Source organism: Bradyrhizobium sp. RD5-C2, assembly GCF_019972155.1.
Taxonomy (GTDB): Bacteria; Pseudomonadota; Alphaproteobacteria; order Rhizobiales; family Xanthobacteraceae; genus Bradyrhizobium.
Map to the genome: position 1 here is coordinate 772,704 of NZ_BOVL01000019.1, position 20,805 is coordinate 793,508.

Here is a 20,805-nt window from a genome sequence, read left to right on the forward strand (position 1 = left end):
GCCCGGCGGTTGTTGCCAGCCCCAACCTATCTATGACAACATTCAAAATTCTGAATTGTCATGGCTTTTGGGACCCTATGCCGCGCCGCAAATTTGCCTGGGAGAAGCTCACGGATGCGCAGTTGCTCGAGCAACGCCTCAGCAGTCTGAGGGTTGCGGTCGAAGGCACCTGGCTCGCGGATTGTGTCAGCACACTCTACGAAGAGCTCGAAGAGCGCGGCATCCGGCTGCGGCCGCATGCATGGATCTCGAGCGAATGGTTCAGCCCGGCCGATGTGCCCGGCATCGCTATTCCGTTCTATCTCGCCCATCCCCGCCTGATGAAGCTCGAGAAGAAGATGATGCTCGACGTCGAGGGCGCATCGTGGTCCGAGTGCATGGCCATTCTCCGCCACGAGGCGGGGCACGCCATCCAGCACGGCTACCAGCTGCAACGCCGCCGGCGCTGGCAGCAGCTGTTCGGTCCGTCGTCGCAACACTATCCGCGCTACTACCGGCCCAATCCGGCCAGCCGCAATTATGTCCAGCATCTCCGGCTGTGGTACGCGCAAAGCCATCCGGACGAGGATTTCGCCGAGACCTTCGCGGTGTGGCTGCGGCCGCGCTCCAACTGGCGGACCCGGTATGCCGGCTGGCCGGCGCTGAAGAAGCTCGAATATGTCGACGAGCTGATGGGCGAGATTGCCGGCGAGCGGCCGCTGCTGACGACACGCGAGCGGGTCGATCCGCTGCATACGCTCAAGCAGACGCTGGGCGAACACTACAAGAAGAAGCAGGCGTTCTACGCCTTCACGCCGCCGAAGACCTACGACCGCGATCTGTCGAAGCTGTTCTCCGCCGATCCGCGGCATCACCGGCATCCGCCGGCTGCGTCCTTCATCAGGCGGCATCGTGCTCAGGTCAGGCAGCTGGTCGCGCGCTGGACCGGCGAGAACCAGTTGACGCTCGATGCCGTGCTCGACGACATGATATCGCGCTGCCGCGAGCTCAATCTGCGTGCCGTCGGCCCCGAGCAGAAGCTGGTGACCAACTTCACCATCCTGCTCACAGCCAAGACCATGCACGCGCTGTTCGGCCCGTCGCGCCGGAAATGGATCGCGCTATGAAACACTTTCGCATTCTGGTGCTGATGCACCCGGACTGTGTGCCGCCGGACTCCAGCGACGGATACTCAGCGCGGGAAATCAATGAGTGGAAAACCGAATACGACGTGGTGAGCACCTTGCGTGCGGCCGGCCATGAGGTGCGTCCGCTCGGCGTGCAGGAAGAAATCAAGCCGGTTCGCGACGAGATCGAGGGCTTCAAGCCGCACGTGGTGTTCACGCTGCTGGAGGAGTTTCACTACGACGTCGTGTATGACCAGCACATCGCGAGCTATCTCGAGCTGATGAAGATCCCCTATACCGGGTGCAACCCGCGCGGCCTGATCCTGGCGCGCGGCAAGGATCTGTCCAAGACGCTGGTGCATCACCGCCGCATCCCGGTGCCGGCCTTCGCCGTGTTCCCGATGCGCCGCAAGGTCAAGCGGCCGCCGCGGCTTGCGCTGCCGCTGATCGTCAAGAGCCTGAGCAGCGATGGATCGCTCGGCATTTCGCAGGCGTCGATCGTCGATACCGACGAGAAGCTCGCCGAGCGTGTCGCCTTCATCCATGAACGGATCGGAACGGCCGCGATCGCCGAGCAGTTCATCGAGGGACGCGAGCTCTATGTCGGCGTGATCGGCAACAACAGGCTGCGCGTCCTGCCGGTTTGGGAATTGAAGTTCGGCAGCATGGGCGGCCCTGCTGCACGCCAGATCGCCACCGAAAAGGTCAAGCACGACACCAGCTATCAGGAGCGCATCGGAATTGCGGACGGGCCGGCCGAGGATCTGACGCCCGAACTATCCGCCCATATTCAGCGGCTGGCGAAACGCATCTACCGGACCCTGGGGCTCGACGGCTACGCGCGCATCGACTTCCGCCTGTCCACCAATGGCGTTCCGTATTTCATTGAAGCCAATCCCAATCCCGAAATCGCCAAGAGCCAGGAGTTCGCGACAGCCGCGGGGCATGATGGACTGGACTACCCGGTACTGTTGAATCGAATCGTGGCGCTCGGGATCAGCCGCGCCAAGGCCGGCGTATCCCTGGGCTGAACCGAAGCGTTAAAGGCTGCGTTGCATCAGGTGGCGTCGTGCGTCCCTGGGGATGAACATCGCAAACGTTTCCCTAACGCGGGCCGCCGGCGTCGCGGTTGCGGCGAGGGTGGCGACGGGGGGAGCCGTGCCACGAAATTCATCTGGTTCCGGCCATCGTCGCGCAAAGATATCGTTTACCGATGCCGGCATGGTGAGCCAGTCGCTGCGGCAGGTATCGTAGACGTACAAACCGGCAAGAAAAATCGATACGACAACAAGGATCGTTCTGAAAATCGGCATTGTGATTGCGCCTTCTTGATTGAGGCGAACAATGCCTGGACACAGTGAACCGCGCGTTTAGCGCTCTGGCCGATCGGCCGATACGGTTCCCAACTCATGAACGGGCTTGCGTAAACGGCTCGCTTACCAATGCCTTCAAGGTTGCGGCAACCAGCTTTCCTCACCGGCGGGAAAGAAGTCTCTGGCATCAAGAGAGCAACAAAAAGACTGAGGAGGCACCATGTTCGTCGCCATTCGAGTCATGATCCTGATCGCCAGTGCGTATGCCGGCTCGGCCGTTGCAGAGATGCAGTTCGCGCCGCTGCCGAGCCTTGCGTCGTCGTCCGCGCCGTAGGCCTGCAAGCGACGCAGTGCCCCCGCGATTTACGCCGGATTGGGCGCTGCCGCGGCAACCCCGATGGCGCGGGCTGCGTTTTCCGTCATCCGGGTCGCCGTCAGCCGCAGGAAATACAGCGACAGTCCTGGATTGCGTTCGCACAGCTTCATCAGTGCGCCGTCGCTGATCGACAGCAAATCCACATCGGTAGCTGCCAGGGCAGTCTGCGTGCGTCGTCGCTCGAGAGAGAACAGTCCGATCTCTCCGAACAACTCGCCCGCCGAGACCCCGCGATCGATCTCGGGAAACCTGACCTCGCCCGATACGACCATGTAGAGCAGGTCGGCGTCATCGCCTTTCCTGAAGATCGTTTCTCCTGCCTTGATATGCTTCGGCCGCATGAACGGTTGCAGCCAGCTCGGAGAAAGGTCCGTCGCTGCGGCGCGCCTGGCCTTGCGAAGCAGCCGAACCATCTGGAACAGCAACACCACGTTGAGCGGCAGCAGAATGATGTGCAGGATGAGCACCGGGTAGATCCGGTCGCCCAATCCATAGCTGATGAATGCCAGATTGCTGAATATCGCGACAGCGCGCAGGCTCAACATCGTGCTCATGCAGAACGTCAGCAACACAAGAGCCGACGCGAGGTAACCCAAGCCATCGATCAGCGTCATGACAGCGCCCCGTCAGAAATGAATTGCAAGAAATGCGCTCTGAAAACGACTGGAAACGTGTACCAGTCCGCTTATTCTCTTGGGCGGAAATGAGGCCATGCCATGCATCTCAGACGACTGGCCGTATCGATCCTGACCGGGTTGCTGCTCGCAGCCTCGGCCTTGTCAGGTGCAGCCCGCGCAGAAGGGGACGCCGATCCGGTGTGGCCGACCCGGCAGTGGCAGAGCTCGGCGCCGGAAGAGCAGGGGATGGACTCCGGCGCGCTGGCGCGGCTCGTCAACTTTGGCGCCGCCCACAGTCTCGATAGCCTCCTGATTGCGCGTCATGGCCGGATCGTGCTCGACGCTTACTACGCGCCGTACACGCCGGAGATTCCGCATCTCTTCAATTCCGTCACCAAGGCAGTGACCGGCACGCTGGTCGCGATGCTGCTCAGGGACAAGGTGCTCGACAGCCTCGACCATCACATGATGGACTTCTTTGGCGACCGCAGCATCGCCAATCTCGATGACCGCAAGCGGGCGATCACGATCCAGACCATGCTCAACATGACCTCGGGGATGGCCTGGACGGAGGGCGTCGAGGGCGGCCGACCGGAGTCGCTGATCGAATGGGGGCGCAGCCCCGATGCGATCCAGTTCATCCTGGACCGTCCGATGGCGAAGGCGCCGGGCGAGGCGTTCTACTACAACACCGGCAATCCGCAGCTGCTGGCCGCGATCGTCAACAAGCTCACCGGCGTGAGCGCGCGGGACTATGCGGTGACGAAATTGTTTCGCCCGCTCGGGATTGCCGCGCCGTACTGGCACAGCATCGGGCCGGGGCTGACCCAGGGCGGCGGTGGGCTTCTGCTCGCGCCGCGCGACGCCGCCAAGATCGGGCTGCTCTATCTGCATGACGGCGAATGGGAAGGGCAGCGGCTACTGCCGTCCGGCTGGGTCGATCGCATCAGGCACGCGACGACCGAGATGCACACGTCGTTCGATCCGTCCCTGCACTACGCCAATTTCTTCTGGGTGATGCCGAAGCAGCAGGCCTTCATGGCGGTCGGCGACCGCTGCCAGCTGATCATGATCTTTCCCGCGCTCGACATCGTCACCGTCGTGACCGCGCGCAACTACTGCTCGTTCGGCAGGATGGCCGACGACGTTTCCGGCGCGGTCAAGTCCGACACGGCGCTGCCGGTGAACTCCGCCGGTGGCAATCAGCTTGCCGCGGCGCTGCGCGATAGCGCGACGGAAAAGCCGTCGGCGATTGGTGCTGTGCCCGAGACCGCGGCGGCCATCTCGGGCAAGACCTGGCGCTTCCCGGCCAACGGCCTCAATCTGCGGGCGCTGACGCTGTATCTGACCGATCCGTCCGCGCGCTACGAGCTGGAAACGACGCCGGATCCGGCGCGGCCGGTGGTGAGATTGGCGGGACCGATCGGGCTCGACGGTACCTATCGTCTCGGCCAGCCGACGCCGCTCGGCGTGATGGCGCTGAAGGGAACGTGGCAGACTGCTGAGACGTTTGCGATCGACCTGCGTCTGGTCGGCGGTGATACCGACCGCAAATGGCTGCTCACGTTCGACGGCGGCAAGGCCAGGCTCAGCGGCAAGGATCGCTTCGGCCAGGATGTGCAGGTCGATGCGGAAGCGCAGGGCGGGCCGTAGCGATTCGTCATTTTGAGGTGACGCGCACGGTGCAACGACGGTGAGGTGAGCACGCTCTCAGGCTCCCTCTCCCACAAGGAGGGCGCCCTTCCGCCGCTGGCTCCCTCACGCGCGCGCCACTGAGTGCCCGGCGGCCGAGAGGGCGGAACGAAGAGCAAATCTCGGACGATTGATGACGCGAAGATGCGAAGCTGCGTCCTCGTTCACAACTGTCATCGCCCGGCCTGTGCGCAATTGCGCACATGGACCGGGCGATCCAGTACGCCGCGGCTTCTCGACTCAAGCACAGGCGTCTCTGGAATACTGGATCACCCGCATGCGCGGGTGATGACGCCGAGTAGCTGTTCGACAGTTGAATCGGAAGCGGGCGGCGGTGCGCCTAGTGGTCGGTCTTCGGCGTCTTGGCTGCGAAGTCGAGGCCGAGCCGGAGGGCGCGCTCCTGGCGCTCTTCCGTCAAGAACTGCAGTTCCCGTTCCAGCGACCGCGCGACCTCGTCCTGCGTTTCCTGGGAGTGGCGGCGGGAGCCGCCGTGCGGTTTGGCCGATTGGGCAGTCACGGGAGAACCCTTGTCATCGCGGTGTCACAGGCGCAGGCATGCCACGGCCGGAGTCCGGCGGACAATCAAAAAGAATTCAGCGGGGGGGCTTTGGAATGTTTGTTGTGCAACTGACTCAATTTTAAGCAGGAAATTCTCCGGCCTTGTCGCAAGCGGCCGAGGCCGTTGAGACCTCGGTCTCATCAATTCGGATGAGAGGAGCCGGTTCCGACGAAATCATTTCTGGATTCGCACGAAGACGTCCCGAAACCGACAAGGTCTAACCTTAGTAGCGTTGTGAAGGACGGGTGCCTGATGAGACGCTGACGATTGAGGTCGTGAGATTCACGACCGAGGTTGTAAGGTTCGTCGGTGCACCTGAGACGCTGGGGATGATCTCGGAAATGAAGAAGCCGAATGCTGTGCCATATGTCTGGGCGGCCGCGCTGATCGCGGTCGTGGTCTGGGGCGTGAGCGGAACCCCGCAGATGGCACATACCTCTGCCAGCAGCACGCATCTGGCCCGGGCGCGCTAGCGCAATTTCAAGCGAAGCGGTTTCCGCCTCGCGTCAAGACAACGCGTCTCCACAAAAGCCAGAGCGTTTTCGAGCGAAGTGGACACCGGTTCGCGTGAAGAAAACGTGTCAAAACTAGAATCTAGAGCTTCGGCCGCAGCGAGCGCTGCATATCCATCGTGTAGGTGTAGCGCCCTTCCGGGTGCGTGGTGATGGTGACCTCGAACAGTTCCTCGCGCAGGCCGTAGTAGCGGCGTACCACGGTGAGCGCCGGCGATCCGGTCTTGACGCCGAGTGCCTTGGCGATCGGCGCCGGCATGCCCCGCACGAAGATTTCCATCTGCGCGCGCTCGGTGACCTGGCCGTACATCTTGGCGATCTGCTCGTGCACCGGGGTGCGGCCGTGGTCGCTGCGGGTCACGACATCGGCGAATCGGCGCAGTACGTAGATTTCGGTCCAGCCGAGCGGTGCGGCGAACTGGTCGGAGCGGCGCACGGCCTCGATCAGGAACCAGCTCTTGCCGGGCTCGCATTTCAGGAGCGCGGCGAGCTTGCGGTCGGCGACGATGTCGCTGCTGCCGACCACGTCGCGGTAGGTCTCGTTGGAATAGCGCAGCCACTCGCCGAGCGACTTGACGCTGTGGGTGAACAGCACCGGTGGCTCGGAGGCGATCACCACCGAACCGAGGCCGGCGCGGCGCACGATCAGGCCCTGGTCGATCAGGATGCGCAGCGCCTCGCGCACGGTCTGGCGGCTCGCCTGATAGCTCGCCATCAACTCGGTTTCGGTTGGCAGCAGATTGCCGACCGCGTAGGCGCCGAGACGGATGTCCTTCTGCAGCCCGGTGGCGATGTCGCGGTAGCGGGACGATCTCGCCCTCTCCGGTTGTTCAGACATGGCGCATCACTGGTATGCCGTATGGCAGGCAACCGGATGTCCAGACTGCATCGACTGCAACGCGGCCTCGAATGCGGCGAGCGTCGCCAGCACATCCGCTTCGGGCACCGGGAACGGCTGTCTGCGTTCGACCGCGTCGGCAAAGGCCGAAAGTTCCGCGGTGAGCGTGTTGACCGCCGGATAGCGCGTCGTTTTCGGTGCCTCGCCGGATTTCCGTAGCACCATCGTCCCCTCGTCGAGCACCTCTGCGGATCCCTTCGTCCCGAACACATGCACGCGCCAATAGAACGGTGTTGCGCGGATTGTCGCAAGGGTTGCACTCACGCCATTCACAAATTCAATCGCTAAAGTTGCAGTGTCGAGCGGCGGCGGCCCGGCCTCGCGTTCACTCAACCGGGCATAAACCTGTCGGGCAGGACCAAGGAGGCTGACGAAGCCGTCGAGCACATGCAGCCCCGCGCCGGTCAGCCCGCCGCCAGGCGATTCCTCCGGCGACAGCCGCCAGCCCTGCGTGACGGCCAGGGAGTTCTCGTTGCTGTTGTGGCCCTCGACATGCAGGATGGTGCCGAGCTCGCCGCTGGCTGTGATCGCGCGCAGCGCCTGCATCGACGGCCAGAACCGGCGGTTATGCCCGACCGCGAGCAGCACGCCGGCGTTGCGGCAGGCTACGAACATCTCGGCCGCATCGCTGCGCCTCAGCGCCAGCGGCTTCTCGCAAAACACCTGCTTACCGGCTCTGGCTGCCGCGATCACCTGGTTCCGGTGCAGCGAATGCGGTGTTGCGAGCAGCACGGCATCGATATCGAGCTCGGCCAGCACGGCCTCCAGGCTGGCCGCGGGGGACAGACCGTGCGCCGCGCAGAAGTCCGCGGCGCCGCTCGTGTCGGGTTCCACCGCGCGAACGATCCGCAGCCGCGGCTCGCTCTGAGCGGCCTCGACCAGCGCGCGGCCCCAGCGGCCGAGGCCCGCGATCGCACAATTGATCATGAGAGGTCCTTGTCCATATCGCGTCCGGCACGGATCGCCTCGATGACAGCGGCGCTGTCGCTGTCCGGGCCTTGCAGCGCGATCGCCGCGCGCAGCAGCTCGGCCTGCACCGAGGTCAGCGGCAACGGCAGGCCGTGCCGGCCGGCCTCCTGCAGGATCAGCTCGGCGTCCTTCAGGGTCTGCGCGATATGCGATTGCGGCGCGAAATCCCGCGCCAGCATCTTTGGTCCCTTGCTGTCCATCACGCTGGAATATGCCGCCGATTGCCGCGCCGTCGCAAGGAAGCTCGCGCCGTCGAGGCCGAGGCTTTCGGCAAAGGCGATGCCTTCGGCCAAGGCGGCGCGGTTGTTCTGCAGGATCAGGTTGATGGCAAGCTTGGTGCGGCTTGCATGGCCGATCGCGCCGACACGGATCCGCTGCGGGCAGAGGATGTCGAGCGTCGCCGCGGCGGCGGCGATGACGTCGGCATCGCCGGCGACCAGCGCGGTGGCCGTGCCCGCGCGGACCTCGGCGCTGGTGCCCGAGATCGGCGCTTCGATGAAGGCAAGGCGCACGCGCGCGGCGAATTCGGCGATTGCCGTGATTTCGCCCGGCGCGCAGGTGGTGGTGCAGATCACGAGCGGCGGCACTGTCGCGTTGGCGAGGTCCGGCAGCAGGCCCATGACCTGGGCCGCGTCGTACACGGCAATCACGATGGTCCGGCACCGCGCCGCCACGTCGGCGGCGAAGGCCGCGAACCCGGCGCCGCTGGCCCGCAAGCCGTCGCTCTTCGCGGCATCGACGTCGAAGCCGATCACCCCGATGCCGGCATCGATCAGCCGCGCGGAAAGCGCCGATCCCATCAAGCCCAGGCCAATCATGCCGACAGGTGTCTCGCGAGCCATGATGCGCCGCCGCTTCGCGCTATTGCGGCTGGATGCCGGCCGCCTTCACCTCCGCCGACCAGCGCACGACCTCGCTCTTGACGAAGGCGCCGAACTCGGCCGGCGCCAGCGGCGCCACGATCACGCCGACATCGGCGAGCTTCTTCCTGGTCTCCGGCATCGCGAGGTACTTGGCGCATTCGGCGTAGATCTTGTTGACCACCGGTTCCGGCGTCCCGGCCGGTGCGAACAGCCCGTACCAGATGGTGGCCTCGAAGCCGGGCATCGCTTCCGAGAGCGCGGGCAGGCCGGGCGTCAGCTCGTTGCGGGTCGCCGACGTCACGGCGATCCCGCGCAAGGTGCCGCCCTGCATCTGCGGGATCGCGACCGAGAAATCGCCGAAGGTGAGGTCGATGACGCCGGCCATCACATCGGTCATCGCCTGCGGCACGCCGCGATAGGACGCCGCGATAAGCGACAGGCCGCCACGCGACTGCAACTGCGCGATCGAGATTTGCGACGCACCGGAGCCGTAGCCCCCGGTCAGATTGGGCGTGGTCTTGGCGTAGCTGAGGAACTGCGGCAGGTCCTTCGCCGCAAGCTTCGGGTTGACCAGCAGCACCATTGCCGTGGTGGTGGTGCGGATCACCGGCGCAAAATCCTTCACCGGGTCGTAGGGCAGGCTCTTGAGGGTCGCGACGTTGCTGGCATGGGTGGTGTTGGTGCCCATCAGCAGCGTGTAACCGTCGGGCGCGCTGCGGGCGACTTCCTGGGCGCCGATGCTGCCGAGTGCGCCGGCGCGGTTCTCAATCAGCACGGTCTGGCCGAACGCGTCCTGGAGGTGCTGGCCGACCAGCCGCGCGACATTGTCGGGCCCGGCGCCGGCCGGAAACGGCACGATGATCTTGATTGGCCGTTGCGGGAAATCGTCCGCTGCAAGCGCCGGCAGGGCCGGAAGCACAGCGAGCAGGACGACGAGCAGCCCCAGCCGTAACTTCATCCCGGTCCCCTCCGTCCCTGCTTTTGGGCAAATTTATACGGACAAATACATCGGAATGGCAAGCATCAGGCCTATAGAAATATTGAGGTACGACATATTTATCCGTATAAATAGCCCATACAGGGGAGCCAGACGACGATGGTGGACACCAGCGATCTCCATGCCCGCGGGCTGCGCCGGCGCCAGAAGATGTTCGGCGAGGTCGAAGTCGCCAAGCGGATGGCGGCCGCGGGCGATTTTGGCACGCCGCTGCAAAACATCATCAATGCCTACGTCTATGGGGACGTCTGGGAGCGCTCTGGGCTCTCCGACCAGATCCGCAGCCTGGTGATGCTCGGCATCACAGCGGCGAGCAGCAAGCCGACCGAGTTCCGCGTCCATGCCAAGGGCGCGCTGGCCAATGGCTGCACCGCCGCGCAGGTGCAGGACGTGCTGCTGCTGGTCGCGATGTATTGCGGCATTCCAGCCGCGATCGAGACCAGCAAGATCGCAGCCGAGGTGTTCGGCGAGGCGCCCGCGGAGGGGTAGGGCACGGGCCTGCGGCGTGATAGGGACGTTGCCGACTGCGAACGGCAACAGGATGCGTCCATGTCCGGCTTCCCCACTTCGACCACCGTGCTCGATTCCGTGCTGTTTCGCGATGCCTTCGGCACGCCCGCGATGCGCGAGGTGTTCTCCGACCTGCGGCTGCTCCAGCGCTATGCCGAAGTCGAAGTGGCGCTGGCGAAGGCCGAAGCCCGTTGCGGCGTGATCCCTGCGGAAGCGGCCGCCGAGATCGTAAAGCGCACGGACGTCGCCGCGTTCGATTTCGACCTGCTGCGGCAAGAGACCGACATCGTCGGCTACCCGATCCTGCCGCTGGTGCATCAGATGGCGAAGCAGTGCGGCGAGGCCGGCCGCTACGTCCATTGGGGCGCCACCACGCAGGACATCATGGACACCGCCGTGGTGCTGCAACTGCGCGATGGCCTTGCGATCATCGAGGACGATATCGCCGCGCTGCGCGGCATCCTCGCCGATCTCTCGAAGAAATACCGCGACACGCCGATGGCCGGCCGCACCCATCTGCAGCAGGCACTGCCGGTGACCTTCGGTTACAAGACCGGGATCTGGCTCGCCGCCTTCGATCGCCACGCCGCGCGGCTGGCCGAGCTGAAGCCGCGCGTGCTGGTCGGCCAGTTTGCCGGCGCCGCCGGCACGCTGGCCTCGCTGGGTGACAAGGGCTTCGAGGTCCAGCAGGCGCTGTGCGAGGAACTCAGCCTCGGCGTTCCCGTCTCCACCTGGCATGTCGCTCGCGACGGTCTGGCGGAAGTGGTGAACTTCCTCGCGCTCGTCACGGGAACGCTCGGCAAGATCGCGCTCGACATCATGATCATGGCCTCGATCGAGTTCGGCGAGGTCTACGAACCCTTCGTGAAGGGACGCGGCGCGTCCTCGACCATGCCGCAGAAGCGCAACCCGATCTCGTCGGAGCTGATGCTCGCCGCTTCCAAGGCGGTGCGCCAGCATGCAGGTTTGATGCTGGATGCGATGGTGCAGGATTTCGAACGTGCCACCGGCCCGTGGCACGCCGAATGGATGGCGATCCCGGAAAGCTTCGTGCTGACCGCCGGCGCGCTGAACCAGGCCAGGTTCGCGCTTGGCGGCCTCATTGTTGATAAAGAGCGGATGGCCGCCAATCTCGACATCAGCCGCGGGCTCATTGTGGCTGAAGCCGTGATGATGGGCCTTGCGCCCGCGATCGGCCGGCAGGACGCGCATGATGTGGTCTACGACGCCTGCCGGGTCGCCAACGACAAGGGCCTGACGCTGGCCGAGGCGCTGGCCGCGGATGATCGCGTCGCAAGCCGAATCGATCGGGCGACGATCGACCGCCTCACCGCGCCGAAAAACTATCTCGGCCTCGCACCCGAGATGGTCGACCGGGTGCTGACGTCGGTGAAGCGGTAAAATTCGACGCAATTGCTCGCCGTCGCGTGATCGGGCGCGGCGGGCGGGAACCTTGCGAACGCCGATCGAATTGGACTACGAATCCTTGAAAGCCCTCAAACGACACGGCCGGACGCTTCATGACCGCACATCAACGCAACCTTTCCGCCTCGATCGATCCTGTCAAACTCGATCGGCTCGCCGAAGTCGCGATCAGGGTCGGCCTGCAGCTGCAGCCGGGACAGGATCTGCTGCTGACGGCGCCTTCCGCGGCGATGCCGTTGGTGCGGCGGGTGGCGGAGCACGCTTACAAAGCCGGCGCAGGTCTGGTGACCCCGTTCTTCTCGGACGAGGAGCTCACGCTGGCGCGCTACCGTTACGCCAACGACGCGAGCTTCGATCGTGCCGCGAGCTGGCTCTATGAGGGCATGGCGAAGGCGTTCGGTGCCAACACCGCGCGGCTCGCGATCGTCGGCGACAATCCGATGCTGCTGTCGGGCGAAGACCCGACCAAGGTGGCACGCGCCAGCAAGGCCAATTCGATCGCCTACCAGCCGGCGCTGCAGAAGATCGTCAATTTCGACACCAACTGGAACATCATCGCCTATCCGAGCACGTCCTGGGCGAAGCAGGTATTCCCCGATGATGCCGAGGATGTCGCGGTGGCCAAGCTCGCGGATGCGATCTTCTCTGCGTCCCGGGTCGATCAGGACGGCGCCGTCGCCAACTGGGAACAGCACAATGCCAGGCTGCGCGAACGCACCGAATGGCTGAACGGCCAGCGCTTCCATGCGCTGAAATATTCCGGTCCCGGAATGGATCTCACGATTGGGCTTGCCGACGGCCATGAGTGGGAAGGCGGCGCGTCGACCGCCAAGAACGGCATTGTCTGCAATGCCAACATCCCGACCGAGGAGGTCTTCACCACGCCGCACTGCCGTCGCGTCTCAGGCCACGTCGTCAGCTCCAAGCCGCTCTCCTATCAGGGCACGCTGATCGACAATATCTCGGTCAAGTTCGAGGACGGCCGCATCGTCGAGGCCAAGGCCTCGCGCGGCGAGGAAGTGCTGAACAAGGTGCTCGACACCGACGAGGGCGCGCGCCGCCTCGGCGAGGTCGCGCTGGTGCCGCACTCATCGCCGATCTCGAAGAGCGGGCTGTTGTTCTTCAACACGCTGTTCGACGAGAACGCCGCCTCGCACATCGCGCTCGGCCAATGCTACTCGAAATGCTTCGTCAACGGCGACAAGCTGACGCCGCAGCAGATCGCCGAACAGGGCGGCAACAAGAGCCTGATCCATATCGACTGGATGATCGGCTCCGCCCACACCGACATCGACGGCATCCATGCCGACGGCCGCAGCGTGCCGGTGTTCCGCAAGGGCGAGTGGGCGTAGAGGCGACTAGCCCATCTTGCGCAGCTCAATTCCGTCATCCTGAGGAGCGGCCACTTGGCCGCGTCTCGAAGGATGCACGGCCCGGATGCGTCCGCGCGTTGCTTCTCTACCACCGAGAGTGTGGCCGTCCACCCTTCGAGACGCCGCTTCGCGGCTCCTCAGGGTGACGAGGATAGATTTGCGCCACGGGACTAATGCTGCAGGGCGCTAGCGAAACCGCCGCCCACGCGCGGCGATCAGGTCGCCACGCGGCGCACTGAAGCGGCAGGTCTCGTGCTGCGGCTTGAAACCCAGCCGGCGATAGATTTTCAGCGCGGCGGCGTTGCGGCTCGAGACGTTGAGCCAGCAGGGATGCTCGACCGACACGTCATGCGCGGCCAGCACGCGGTAGACCAGCAGCTGGCCGAGCCCGCGTCCTTGCCGTGCCGGGTCGACGGCGACCGACTCGATCCACATCGAGTTCCGCTCCGGCTCGGTCAGGCAGAAGCCCGACATCTGGCCATCTTCCGACGCGATCCAGACTTCGCTCTCGGACAGGACCTGCGCCATCTCCTCCGGCGAATACCGTCGGAAGGCGGAGTCCGAGGCATAGGCGGCGTTATGGATGCGCGCGACCTCGCCGGCGCAGGCGGTGACGTCGCCGGCCTGCTCGATGGTGGCGCGGGCCGCCGCGAGCGTGCGTGCCGGCTGCAGCGGCTCGACGCATTTCATCCCGATCTCGGACTCAAGATGAACAAAGCCGAAGGCGGCGACGAAGGCCATTCCCGCCGGCCAATCGCTGCTCACCAACGTCTGGACGGTGAGATCGGGATCGGTGTCGATCGCAAGCACGTCGTCGAACAGCGCAAGGCCAATCCGGCGGCGCCGCATCTCGGGCGCGACGACGATCTTGAGGAACCTGGAATGATGCGCGCCCTGATCGCGCAACGAAGATTCGGCCAAGCCGAGCAGCCGGCCGTTTCGCTCGGCAATGCGGAAGTCGCGACCGCCACGGTTCTGCGGCAGCTTCAGGAACTGGTCCCACTGCGGCAGCGTGACAGGGCCCAGCCGCGGTTCCACCGTAGCCGCCTTTGCGTAGAGTTCGACCACCGCTTCTGCATCAGCCTCACGAAGCGGCCGGATGGTGATGCTGTCATCCATGAGTCGCAAGTTTACCCGATATCGAGCCGATAGACATCCTTTGCCGTCTGCAAGAACAACGCCGTCTTTTCGGCTTCGCTATATTGTGATGCAAGCCGTTTAAAGGTGTTGAAGATCACCTGATAGCTGCACTGTCCCTTATCAGGTGGGAAGTTGCTCTCGAACATGCAACGGCTCGGGCCGAATGCCTCGATGCAGGTCTCCACATAGGGCCGCCAGGCGGCGGCGAGTTCCTCCGACGAGGGTGGCCTCGGGCGGAGGTGGAAGTCGTAGCCGAGCAGGCACATCGCGAGCCCGCCGAGCTTGACCACGACGTTTGGGCATTTGGCGATCTCCTGGATCGACGCCTTCCAGACCGGGAAGGTCTCCTCGCGCTTGCCGGCGAAGCGGCCGGTGCCGACCGGGCCGCCGCAATGGTCGAGCACGATCCTTGTGTCGGGAAAGGCGCGGGCGAGGTCGGTCAACTCACCGATCTGCGGGTGGAACAGCCAGGCATCGAAGCTGAGGCCGAGCGGCGCCAGGCAGGCGAACCCCCTACGAAAGGTGGAATCCAGCAAGATGCCCTTCGGGCGGTTGGCATACATGTGGGCGACATTGGGGTCCTCGTCCCAGGCCGAGGAGTGGCGGATGCCGCGGAACCGGCCGTTGCCGGCTGATATCTCCGCCTCCAGCACCGCCTTGGCCTGATCGCCGATCAGAAGGTTAACATGGCTGACGATGCCGGCGCAGATCGCGGCCTTGCCGTAGCCGCCGCTCGCCGCCATCGCCGCGACGCCGTTGGCGAACTCGACCTCGCCGACCGGGCGGAACGCCTCCGGCCCGTCGGCGCGGTACATCGAGCGGCAGTCGACATAGACGGTCGCCACGATGTTGTGGCCCGAGGCGATGTCGTCGCGCATCTCCTCGATCAGGTAGCGCAGCCCCCCGCGGTCCCAGAGATGATGGTGCGGATCGACGATCGGCCTGCTGGGATCGATGATCTCCTCGGTGTATTGGGCGAGCCAGTCTTCGCGCGGGTTGGCATAGAGCCCGCTCGCAGAGGCCGGCAAGGTACTGGTCATCGATTTCACTCCCGTCTGGTTTTGCTTCTTCTTGAAAAGAGACGTCACACCCCGTCGAGGATGATCACCGTCGGGGTCGCCGGCAGCGTGTCGCGCGAAATCCGCAAGGTGCGCTCGCCGCCGCGGCGGTCGATCTCGAATTGCTGGCCGATCAGCCGCATGAACTCGTCGAGCGGGGTCGCGAAGCGGTGCATCGGCAGCACGACGGCTGAGCGCAGCCGCTTGGTGATCTCGGAGATGCCGTCGAGCGACATCGTATAGGTGCCGTCGATCGGCACCATCACGATGTCGAGCCGGCCGATCGCCGCGAAATGGCTGTCGTCGAGCTTGACGTGGAGGTGGCCGAGATGGCCGATGCAGAGGCCGGCGACCTCGAAGATGAAGATCGAGTTGCCGTCCTTGATCATCTCGCCGCCGGAGTCTTCGCCCCAATAGCGGCGGATGTCGGTGGTGACGTTGCGGATATAGACGTCGCCGATCCGCATCCCGTAATGCGCGGCCTGGCCGTTCTCGCCCCAGCCATGCAGCACGTGGGGAATTTTCGGGTCGGGAAACAGCGTGTAATGCGTCGCATGCGCCCGGTTCATGGTCACTACGTCGGGCAACCGCCCGGTTTGATAGACGCCGTTGTAGTCGGTCGCGATCCTGATGCCGCCGGGCGTATCGATGTAATAGGTGGAATGGCCGGCATAGGTGATCGCGACCTCATCCGCTTTGGCCGCGACGCGCCGGTAGTTCACCGGGACGGCGCGTGGTGGTGCATTGGCCATCGCCAGGCATTCGCTGCGCGGGGCGTCCTGCGCCAGGGCGTGACTGGTCAATGATCCCAGCAAAGCGAGCGCGGCAAGCAATCTCAGCATGAGCTGTTCCGTCTCCGGCGATATCCGCCGGCGTCACACTATCGCGCAATCGGCGTGTCGTCATGATGAGGCGGGCGCATCGCTCCATGGCGTTGGCTGCAATACGATCCGGGCGATTCTTGCGGCGGGACGCGCTACCATGTCGCGCAGATCACAGCGATCAGGGAGTTCTGCGTGACTGACAATAGCTCCGCGCCGCGCGCATCATCCACCAGGCGGCTCGAGCCGCTGCGCCATGTCGACGCAGGCGTGCTCGACATCGCTTATTACGAGGCGGGTCCGGCGGACGGGCCGGCGGTGCTGCTGATGCACGGCTTTCCCTACGACATCCATTCCTATGTGGATGTCGCCCCACTGCTGGCGGCGCAGGGTTGCCGGGTCATCGTGCCCTATCTGCGCGGCTACGGACCGACGGTGTTCCGCGACAAGGCGACGCCGCGCTCGGGCGAGCAGGCGGCGATCGGCGCCGACCTGATGGCGCTGATGGATGCGCTCGGCATCAGGCGCGCGGTATTCGCTGGCTATGACTGGGGCGGCCGCGCCGCCTCGATCGGTGCGGCGCTGTGGCCGGAACGATGCATCGGGCTGGTCTGCACCAACGGTTACATGATCCAGGACATCGCACATGCGATGGTGCCGGCGCGGCCGGAGCGCGAGGTGCCGCTGTGGTATCAGTATTACTTCCAGCTCGAGCGGGGGCGCGCCGGGCTCGCCGCCGACCGGCGCGGCATCGCGAAGCTATTGTGGTCGCAATGGTCGCCGAGCTGGGCGTTCGATGACGCCTGCTTCGAGCGGACTGCAGTTGCATTCGACAATCCTGATTATGTCGACGTCGTGATCCACAGTTACCGGCATCGCTACGGCGTTGTAGCTGGAGATCCGCAGTACACCGACATTCAGCGGCGGCTGGACGCGCTGCCGGTGATCACGGTCCCCACCATTACGCTCGACGGGGCCGATGACGGGGTTACGGCTGCCGCCGACGGCAGCGCCAGTGCGGCCAGGTACACCGCCCGCCGCGCCTATCGGGTGATCCCGGGCGCCGGCCACAATCTGCCGCAGGAAGCGCCGGAGGCATTTGCTGCGACGGTGATGGAGGTGATGAAGGGTTAGCGCCGCGGGCTGATCTTCCAAGCTGTCGCAAGCGTCAGCAGCGTCAGAATACCGCTGACGAGCGCGGCCATCGGGATCGTCAGGGCTAGTGCGGCAGTTGCGGCCCAGCCGATCGAGGAGAAGGCTTCCGCGAAGGTGGCGATGCGGGAGGAGGTCTGGCGCCGGCGGAACTGGCTGCGCTTGGCCTGCGCGCGGAACCAGAGCTGGACCGCGGCGGCGGATGCGGTCGCGATGACGATCGCGATCGCCGTCACCACGGCCTGCCCCGGCGAGGCGAACGCCAGCGCGACCACCAGCGGCGCGAAAACCGCAGCGATCGCAAGCAGGACGACCTCGACCTTGGCGCGGGTCACACGCGACGGCGGCAGCGGCGCAGTCGCCACCAGATCGGGCGCGTCTTCGCCCGAGATGGTCAGCCACGCCAGCCCACCGGCGAGCTGGCCCGCGGCCATCACGATGACAGGCGTGATCAGCACGATCGCGGTCGACGTCCCGGAGAAGCTGCGCCACAGCATCAGCGCCGGCGGCAGCAGATAGAGCATCTGCATCAGGCTCTGCGACAGCAGCCACGGATCGCGGCGCAGCAGCAACAATTCCTTGCGCCGCAGCGCCTGCTGCCGCGAGCCGCTCCGGAACGCGCGTGCCCGTCCCTGCGTGACCGCAGCTGGATTGGCGGCGACGCGTGCGACGGTGTCGGCAAACCGCGGCGCGAACACCGCCATCACGATGCCGAGCAGCACGAGCGCGGTGGCGAGCAGCAGCAGCATGATGTCGACATCGCCGAGCGATGCGCGCGCCGGCCACCAGACGAGGCTGTCGGGCGCCGGGGCAATGCGTGCCGCTGTCTCCGACGTCAGAAAGGCAAAGCGCGACAGCGTGCCGTAGGACAGCACGGCGACGACCTGCAGCGCGATGACGAAGCCGGCGCCGATGACGGCGGAGACGATCTGTGCCACCAGCCGCGTCCGGCCCGGCCCGATCAGGCGAAACAGCAGCGCGGTGACGGCGATCGCCGCGGCAGCCGCCGACAGCCCGATCGCAAGGACGACGCCGAAGCCGGCAAGCCAGCGTGCGCCGCCGAGATACACCAGCACGTCGATGAACGGCGTCGACAGCAGGAGCGCCATGCTGCTCACCGTCATCGCGATTGCGGCGATCCGGATCGAGAAGATGTTGGTGAGCTTCGCCGGCGACGACATGATCAAATCGAGATCGGCGCGGGCGTAGAACACCCGCGTCACCGACTCGATCGCCTGCGAGAGCATCAGCGCCCAGGACAGGAAGATCGTCGCGGTCAGCACGATCAGCGAGGACGGATCGAGCGGAAACCGCAGGTCGACATAGCGGGCAACCACGGCATAGGCCGGCAGATGCAGGATCGCCGCGAAGATCAAGAGGCCGATCACGGCGCGATTGCGCCGGCGCCGGCCGCCGGTCATCATCGCCAGCCATTCGCGCCAGGCGAGGCGGAATTCGTGGCGGGCGAACCAGGTGAGATGGGCGGTCGAGCTCACGCGGCGGCCGCCTCGGTATCGACAAGCGCGATGAACATGTCCTCGAGGGTGGTGTCGTTGCGGCCGTTCTGCTCGCGCAACTCGGCCAGCGTGCCCTCGGCGATCAGCCTGCCGGCCGCGATGACGCCGATGCGGTCGGCCATGCGCTCGGCGACTTCGAGAATGTGGGTGGTCATGATCACGGTGCAGCCGGCGCGGACGCGCTCCTGCAACAGTCCCTTGACGTGACGCGCCGACAGCGCGTCGAGGCCGGTCAGCGGTTCATCGAGAATGATGAGGCGGGGATCGTGCACCAGCGCGCCGGCGAGCGCCACCTTCTGGCGCATGCCCTTGGAGAAGCCTTCGCAGCGCTCGTTGAGATGCGGCTCCAGCCCGAGCGATACCAGGAGATTGCGCGCCGACTTCTCCGACGTGCGGGGATCGATGCCCCACAGGCCAGCGACGAATTCGAGATATTCGAGCGGCGTCAGCTTGTCGTAGATCATCGGCTCGTCGGACACCCAGGCCATGATCTGCTTGGCTGAGACCGGGTCGGCCAGCGCATCGATGCCGAGGATCGACACCGAGCCGGCATCGGGCCGCAACAGCCCTGCCACCATGCGCAGCGTCGTGGTCTTGCCGGCTCCGTTCGGCCCGAGCAGCGCATAGAATTCACCGACACGGACGGTGAGATCGAGCGCGTCGACCGCCGGGCGGTCAAAACGCTTGGTTAACCCTCGCACAGCGAGTGCAGACAGTTCCGAAGTCATGGTGCGTTGGCGATCCGGGAGTTCGCTCGTCGGTTGCGCAAGCTTGGACAAAAACCGTTTCGGTGCAGTGAATCGCACGGGGCAAATCGACCGCGATATCCGTATTAGTCCGTGCTGCGGCATATCTCCGCAAATGTGATGATACAGCCGGATCAGCGGTTTGTTGACAGGGATCGGGCCTTTTGGCTCAATCGGAGCGGACATAGGCAGCTTTCAGCGCTTCCGACACAAGGGCGTGAAGGCGGGATGCGACGAGCGATCTGATAAGAATCGCCGGGCATCGGGGAGGGAACGATGCTGGACTTTGTTCAGCAGCTCGTCAGCGGCATCGCGCTCGGCTGCGTTTACGGCCTGATCGCGCTCGGCTTCGTGCTGGTCTACAAGGCGACCGAGGTCGTCAATTTCGCGCAAGGCGATTTGATGATGCTGGGCGGCTTTTTCGCCTTCACCTTCATCGGCATGCTCGGACTGAATTACTGGGTCGGCTTCGCCGGCGCGGTGATCTGCATGGCGCTGTTCGGCATGCTGGCCGAGCGAGTCGTGGTGCGGCCGATCCTCGGTTATCCGCAGTTCTCCATCATCATGGCGACGATCGGGCTCGGCTATTTCCTGCGCTCGGTTGCCGGCATGATCTGGGGCACCGACGACTTCAAGATCGAAACGCCGTTCAGCCAGGGCGTCCTGAGGATCGGCAGCCTGGTGCTCGCCTATGACAAATTGTCGGTGATCGCGGCGACCATCATCCTGTGCGCGCTGCTCTATCTGTTCTTCAACCGCACCACGCTCGGCACCGCGATGCGTGCCAGCTCCGAGAACATGCTGGCTGCCTATTACATGGGCATCCCGGTCAAGCGCGTGGTCTCGATCGTCTGGGCGATCTCGGCGGCGGTGGCGACCTGCGCCGGCGTGCTGCTGGCGCCGATCACTTTCATCCATTCCAATGTCGGCCTGGTGTTGGGGCTGAAGGCGTTTCCGGCCGCGGTGCTCGGTGGCTTCGGCTCGATTCCGGGTGCGGTGGTCGGCGGCGTCCTGATCGGCGTGATCGAGAGCATGGCCGGCTTCTATCTGCCGCAGGGATGGAAGGACGTCGCGCCCTACATCGTGCTGCTCGCGGTGCTGCTGCTCAAGCCCGAGGGCCTGTTCGGCCTTCATGTCCGCAAGAAGGTTTGAGGGGTAACA

21 protein-coding genes are annotated in these 20,805 nt (G+C 64.9%); 9 read left to right on the forward strand and 12 right to left on the reverse strand.

The window, feature by feature from the left end; translation table 11 throughout:
- Positions 1–77 precede the first annotated feature (77 nt).
- Entirely contained in the window at positions 78–1,106 is a 1,029-nt protein-coding gene (locus BraRD5C2_RS24675; RefSeq protein WP_223972377.1) for a putative zinc-binding metallopeptidase, read from the forward strand.
- Positions 1,103–2,137, forward strand: coding sequence for a D-alanine--D-alanine ligase family protein (locus BraRD5C2_RS24680; RefSeq protein ID WP_171947882.1), 1,035 nt, complete (start codon positions 1,103–1,105; stop codon positions 2,135–2,137). Before BraRD5C2_RS24675 ends, BraRD5C2_RS24680 begins: the two co-directional genes overlap by 4 nt.
- Before the next feature lie 9 nt (positions 2,138–2,146).
- Here the strand turns inward: BraRD5C2_RS24680 and BraRD5C2_RS24685 are convergent, their stop codons facing one another.
- Positions 2,147–2,419, reverse strand: coding sequence for a hypothetical protein (locus BraRD5C2_RS24685; RefSeq protein ID WP_223972385.1), 273 nt, complete (start codon positions 2,417–2,419; stop codon positions 2,147–2,149).
- Positions 2,420–2,782: 363 nt separating this feature from the next.
- Positions 2,783–3,409: a Crp/Fnr family transcriptional regulator gene (locus tag BraRD5C2_RS24690; RefSeq protein ID WP_223972398.1), complete on the reverse strand. Its 627-nt coding sequence runs from the start codon at positions 3,407–3,409 to the stop codon at positions 2,783–2,785.
- 102 nt (positions 3,410–3,511) lie between these two features.
- On the opposite strand from BraRD5C2_RS24690, the gene BraRD5C2_RS24695 reads away from it, so the two are divergent.
- Complete coding sequence (locus BraRD5C2_RS24695) at positions 3,512–5,065, forward strand: serine hydrolase domain-containing protein (RefSeq protein ID WP_223972400.1); 1,554 nt, start codon at positions 3,512–3,514, stop codon at positions 5,063–5,065.
- Positions 5,066–5,444: 379 nt separating this feature from the next.
- On the opposite strand, the gene BraRD5C2_RS24700 is transcribed toward BraRD5C2_RS24695, so the two are convergent.
- Positions 5,445–5,621, reverse strand: coding sequence for a hypothetical protein (locus BraRD5C2_RS24700; protein WP_223972402.1), 177 nt, complete (start codon positions 5,619–5,621; stop codon positions 5,445–5,447).
- A gap of 287 nt (positions 5,622–5,908) precedes the next feature.
- Between BraRD5C2_RS24700 and BraRD5C2_RS24705 the strand changes: the two genes are divergently transcribed.
- Positions 5,909–6,136, forward strand: coding sequence for a hypothetical protein (locus BraRD5C2_RS24705; RefSeq protein WP_223972403.1), 228 nt, complete (start codon positions 5,909–5,911; stop codon positions 6,134–6,136).
- Between the two features lie 121 nt (positions 6,137–6,257).
- Here BraRD5C2_RS24705 and BraRD5C2_RS24710 read toward each other — a convergent pair whose 3' ends face one another.
- From BraRD5C2_RS24710 to BraRD5C2_RS24725, 4 genes are read right to left on the reverse strand one after another with little or no spacing between them, the layout of a single operon-like run.
- The gene (locus tag BraRD5C2_RS24710) at positions 6,258–7,013 is read right to left on the reverse strand and encodes a GntR family transcriptional regulator (RefSeq protein ID WP_223972405.1); all 756 of its coding nucleotides are present in this window, start codon (positions 7,011–7,013) and stop codon (positions 6,258–6,260) included.
- Positions 7,014–7,019: 6 nt separating this feature from the next.
- On the reverse strand, positions 7,020–8,000 hold the full coding sequence (locus BraRD5C2_RS24715; RefSeq protein ID WP_223972407.1) for a Gfo/Idh/MocA family protein: 981 nt from the start codon (positions 7,998–8,000) through the stop codon (positions 7,020–7,022).
- Complete coding sequence (locus BraRD5C2_RS24720) at positions 7,997–8,884, reverse strand: NAD(P)-dependent oxidoreductase (RefSeq protein WP_223972409.1); 888 nt, start codon at positions 8,882–8,884, stop codon at positions 7,997–7,999. The genes BraRD5C2_RS24715 and BraRD5C2_RS24720 overlap by 4 nt, the downstream gene beginning before the upstream one ends.
- A gap of 19 nt (positions 8,885–8,903) precedes the next feature.
- Complete coding sequence (locus BraRD5C2_RS24725) at positions 8,904–9,863, reverse strand: Bug family tripartite tricarboxylate transporter substrate binding protein (protein WP_223972411.1); 960 nt, start codon at positions 9,861–9,863, stop codon at positions 8,904–8,906.
- Positions 9,864–10,001: 138 nt separating this feature from the next.
- Between BraRD5C2_RS24725 and BraRD5C2_RS24730 the strand changes: the two genes are divergently transcribed.
- From BraRD5C2_RS24730 to BraRD5C2_RS24740, 3 genes are all read left to right on the forward strand, one after another.
- Entirely contained in the window at positions 10,002–10,391 is a 390-nt protein-coding gene (locus BraRD5C2_RS24730) for a carboxymuconolactone decarboxylase family protein (protein ID WP_223972413.1), read from the forward strand.
- Positions 10,392–10,451: 60 nt separating this feature from the next.
- Complete coding sequence (locus tag BraRD5C2_RS24735; RefSeq protein ID WP_223972421.1) at positions 10,452–11,813, forward strand: class-II fumarase/aspartase family protein; 1,362 nt, start codon at positions 10,452–10,454, stop codon at positions 11,811–11,813.
- 119 nt (positions 11,814–11,932) lie between these two features.
- On the forward strand, positions 11,933–13,189 hold the full coding sequence (locus BraRD5C2_RS24740) for an aminopeptidase (RefSeq protein ID WP_223972423.1): 1,257 nt from the start codon (positions 11,933–11,935) through the stop codon (positions 13,187–13,189).
- Between the two features lie 207 nt (positions 13,190–13,396).
- Here the strand turns inward: BraRD5C2_RS24740 and BraRD5C2_RS24745 are convergent, their stop codons facing one another.
- From BraRD5C2_RS24745 to BraRD5C2_RS24755, 3 genes are read right to left on the reverse strand one after another with little or no spacing between them, the layout of a single operon-like run.
- Positions 13,397–14,329, reverse strand: coding sequence for a GNAT family N-acetyltransferase (locus tag BraRD5C2_RS24745; RefSeq protein WP_223972425.1), 933 nt, complete (start codon positions 14,327–14,329; stop codon positions 13,397–13,399).
- 11 nt (positions 14,330–14,340) lie between these two features.
- Positions 14,341–15,390 carry an amidohydrolase family protein gene (locus tag BraRD5C2_RS24750; protein WP_223972434.1) on the reverse strand — a complete coding sequence of 350 codons (1,050 nt, stop codon included), beginning with the start codon at positions 15,388–15,390 and terminating at the stop codon, positions 14,341–14,343.
- A gap of 44 nt (positions 15,391–15,434) precedes the next feature.
- Complete coding sequence (locus BraRD5C2_RS24755) at positions 15,435–16,250, reverse strand: MBL fold metallo-hydrolase (protein WP_223972437.1); 816 nt, start codon at positions 16,248–16,250, stop codon at positions 15,435–15,437.
- Between the two features lie 174 nt (positions 16,251–16,424).
- Between BraRD5C2_RS24755 and BraRD5C2_RS24760 the strand changes: the two genes are divergently transcribed.
- The gene (locus tag BraRD5C2_RS24760) at positions 16,425–17,363 is read left to right on the forward strand and encodes an alpha/beta fold hydrolase (protein WP_223972439.1); all 939 of its coding nucleotides are present in this window, start codon (positions 16,425–16,427) and stop codon (positions 17,361–17,363) included.
- Here the strand turns inward: BraRD5C2_RS24760 and BraRD5C2_RS24765 are convergent.
- Positions 17,360–18,877, reverse strand: a complete 1,518-nt coding sequence (locus BraRD5C2_RS24765; protein ID WP_223972441.1) for a permease — start codon at positions 18,875–18,877, stop codon at positions 17,360–17,362. The two genes, BraRD5C2_RS24760 and BraRD5C2_RS24765, sit on opposite strands and share 4 nt — an antisense overlap.
- A complete protein-coding gene (locus tag BraRD5C2_RS24770; protein ID WP_097670958.1) occupies positions 18,874–19,626 on the reverse strand; it encodes an ABC transporter ATP-binding protein in 753 nt (250 codons plus the stop codon). The genes BraRD5C2_RS24765 and BraRD5C2_RS24770 overlap by 4 nt, the downstream gene beginning before the upstream one ends.
- 294 nt (positions 19,627–19,920) lie before the next feature.
- On the opposite strand from BraRD5C2_RS24770, the gene BraRD5C2_RS24775 reads away from it, so the two are divergent.
- Entirely contained in the window at positions 19,921–20,796 is an 876-nt protein-coding gene (locus BraRD5C2_RS24775) for a branched-chain amino acid ABC transporter permease (RefSeq protein ID WP_050423026.1), read from the forward strand.
- Positions 20,797–20,805: the final 9 nt, after the last annotated feature.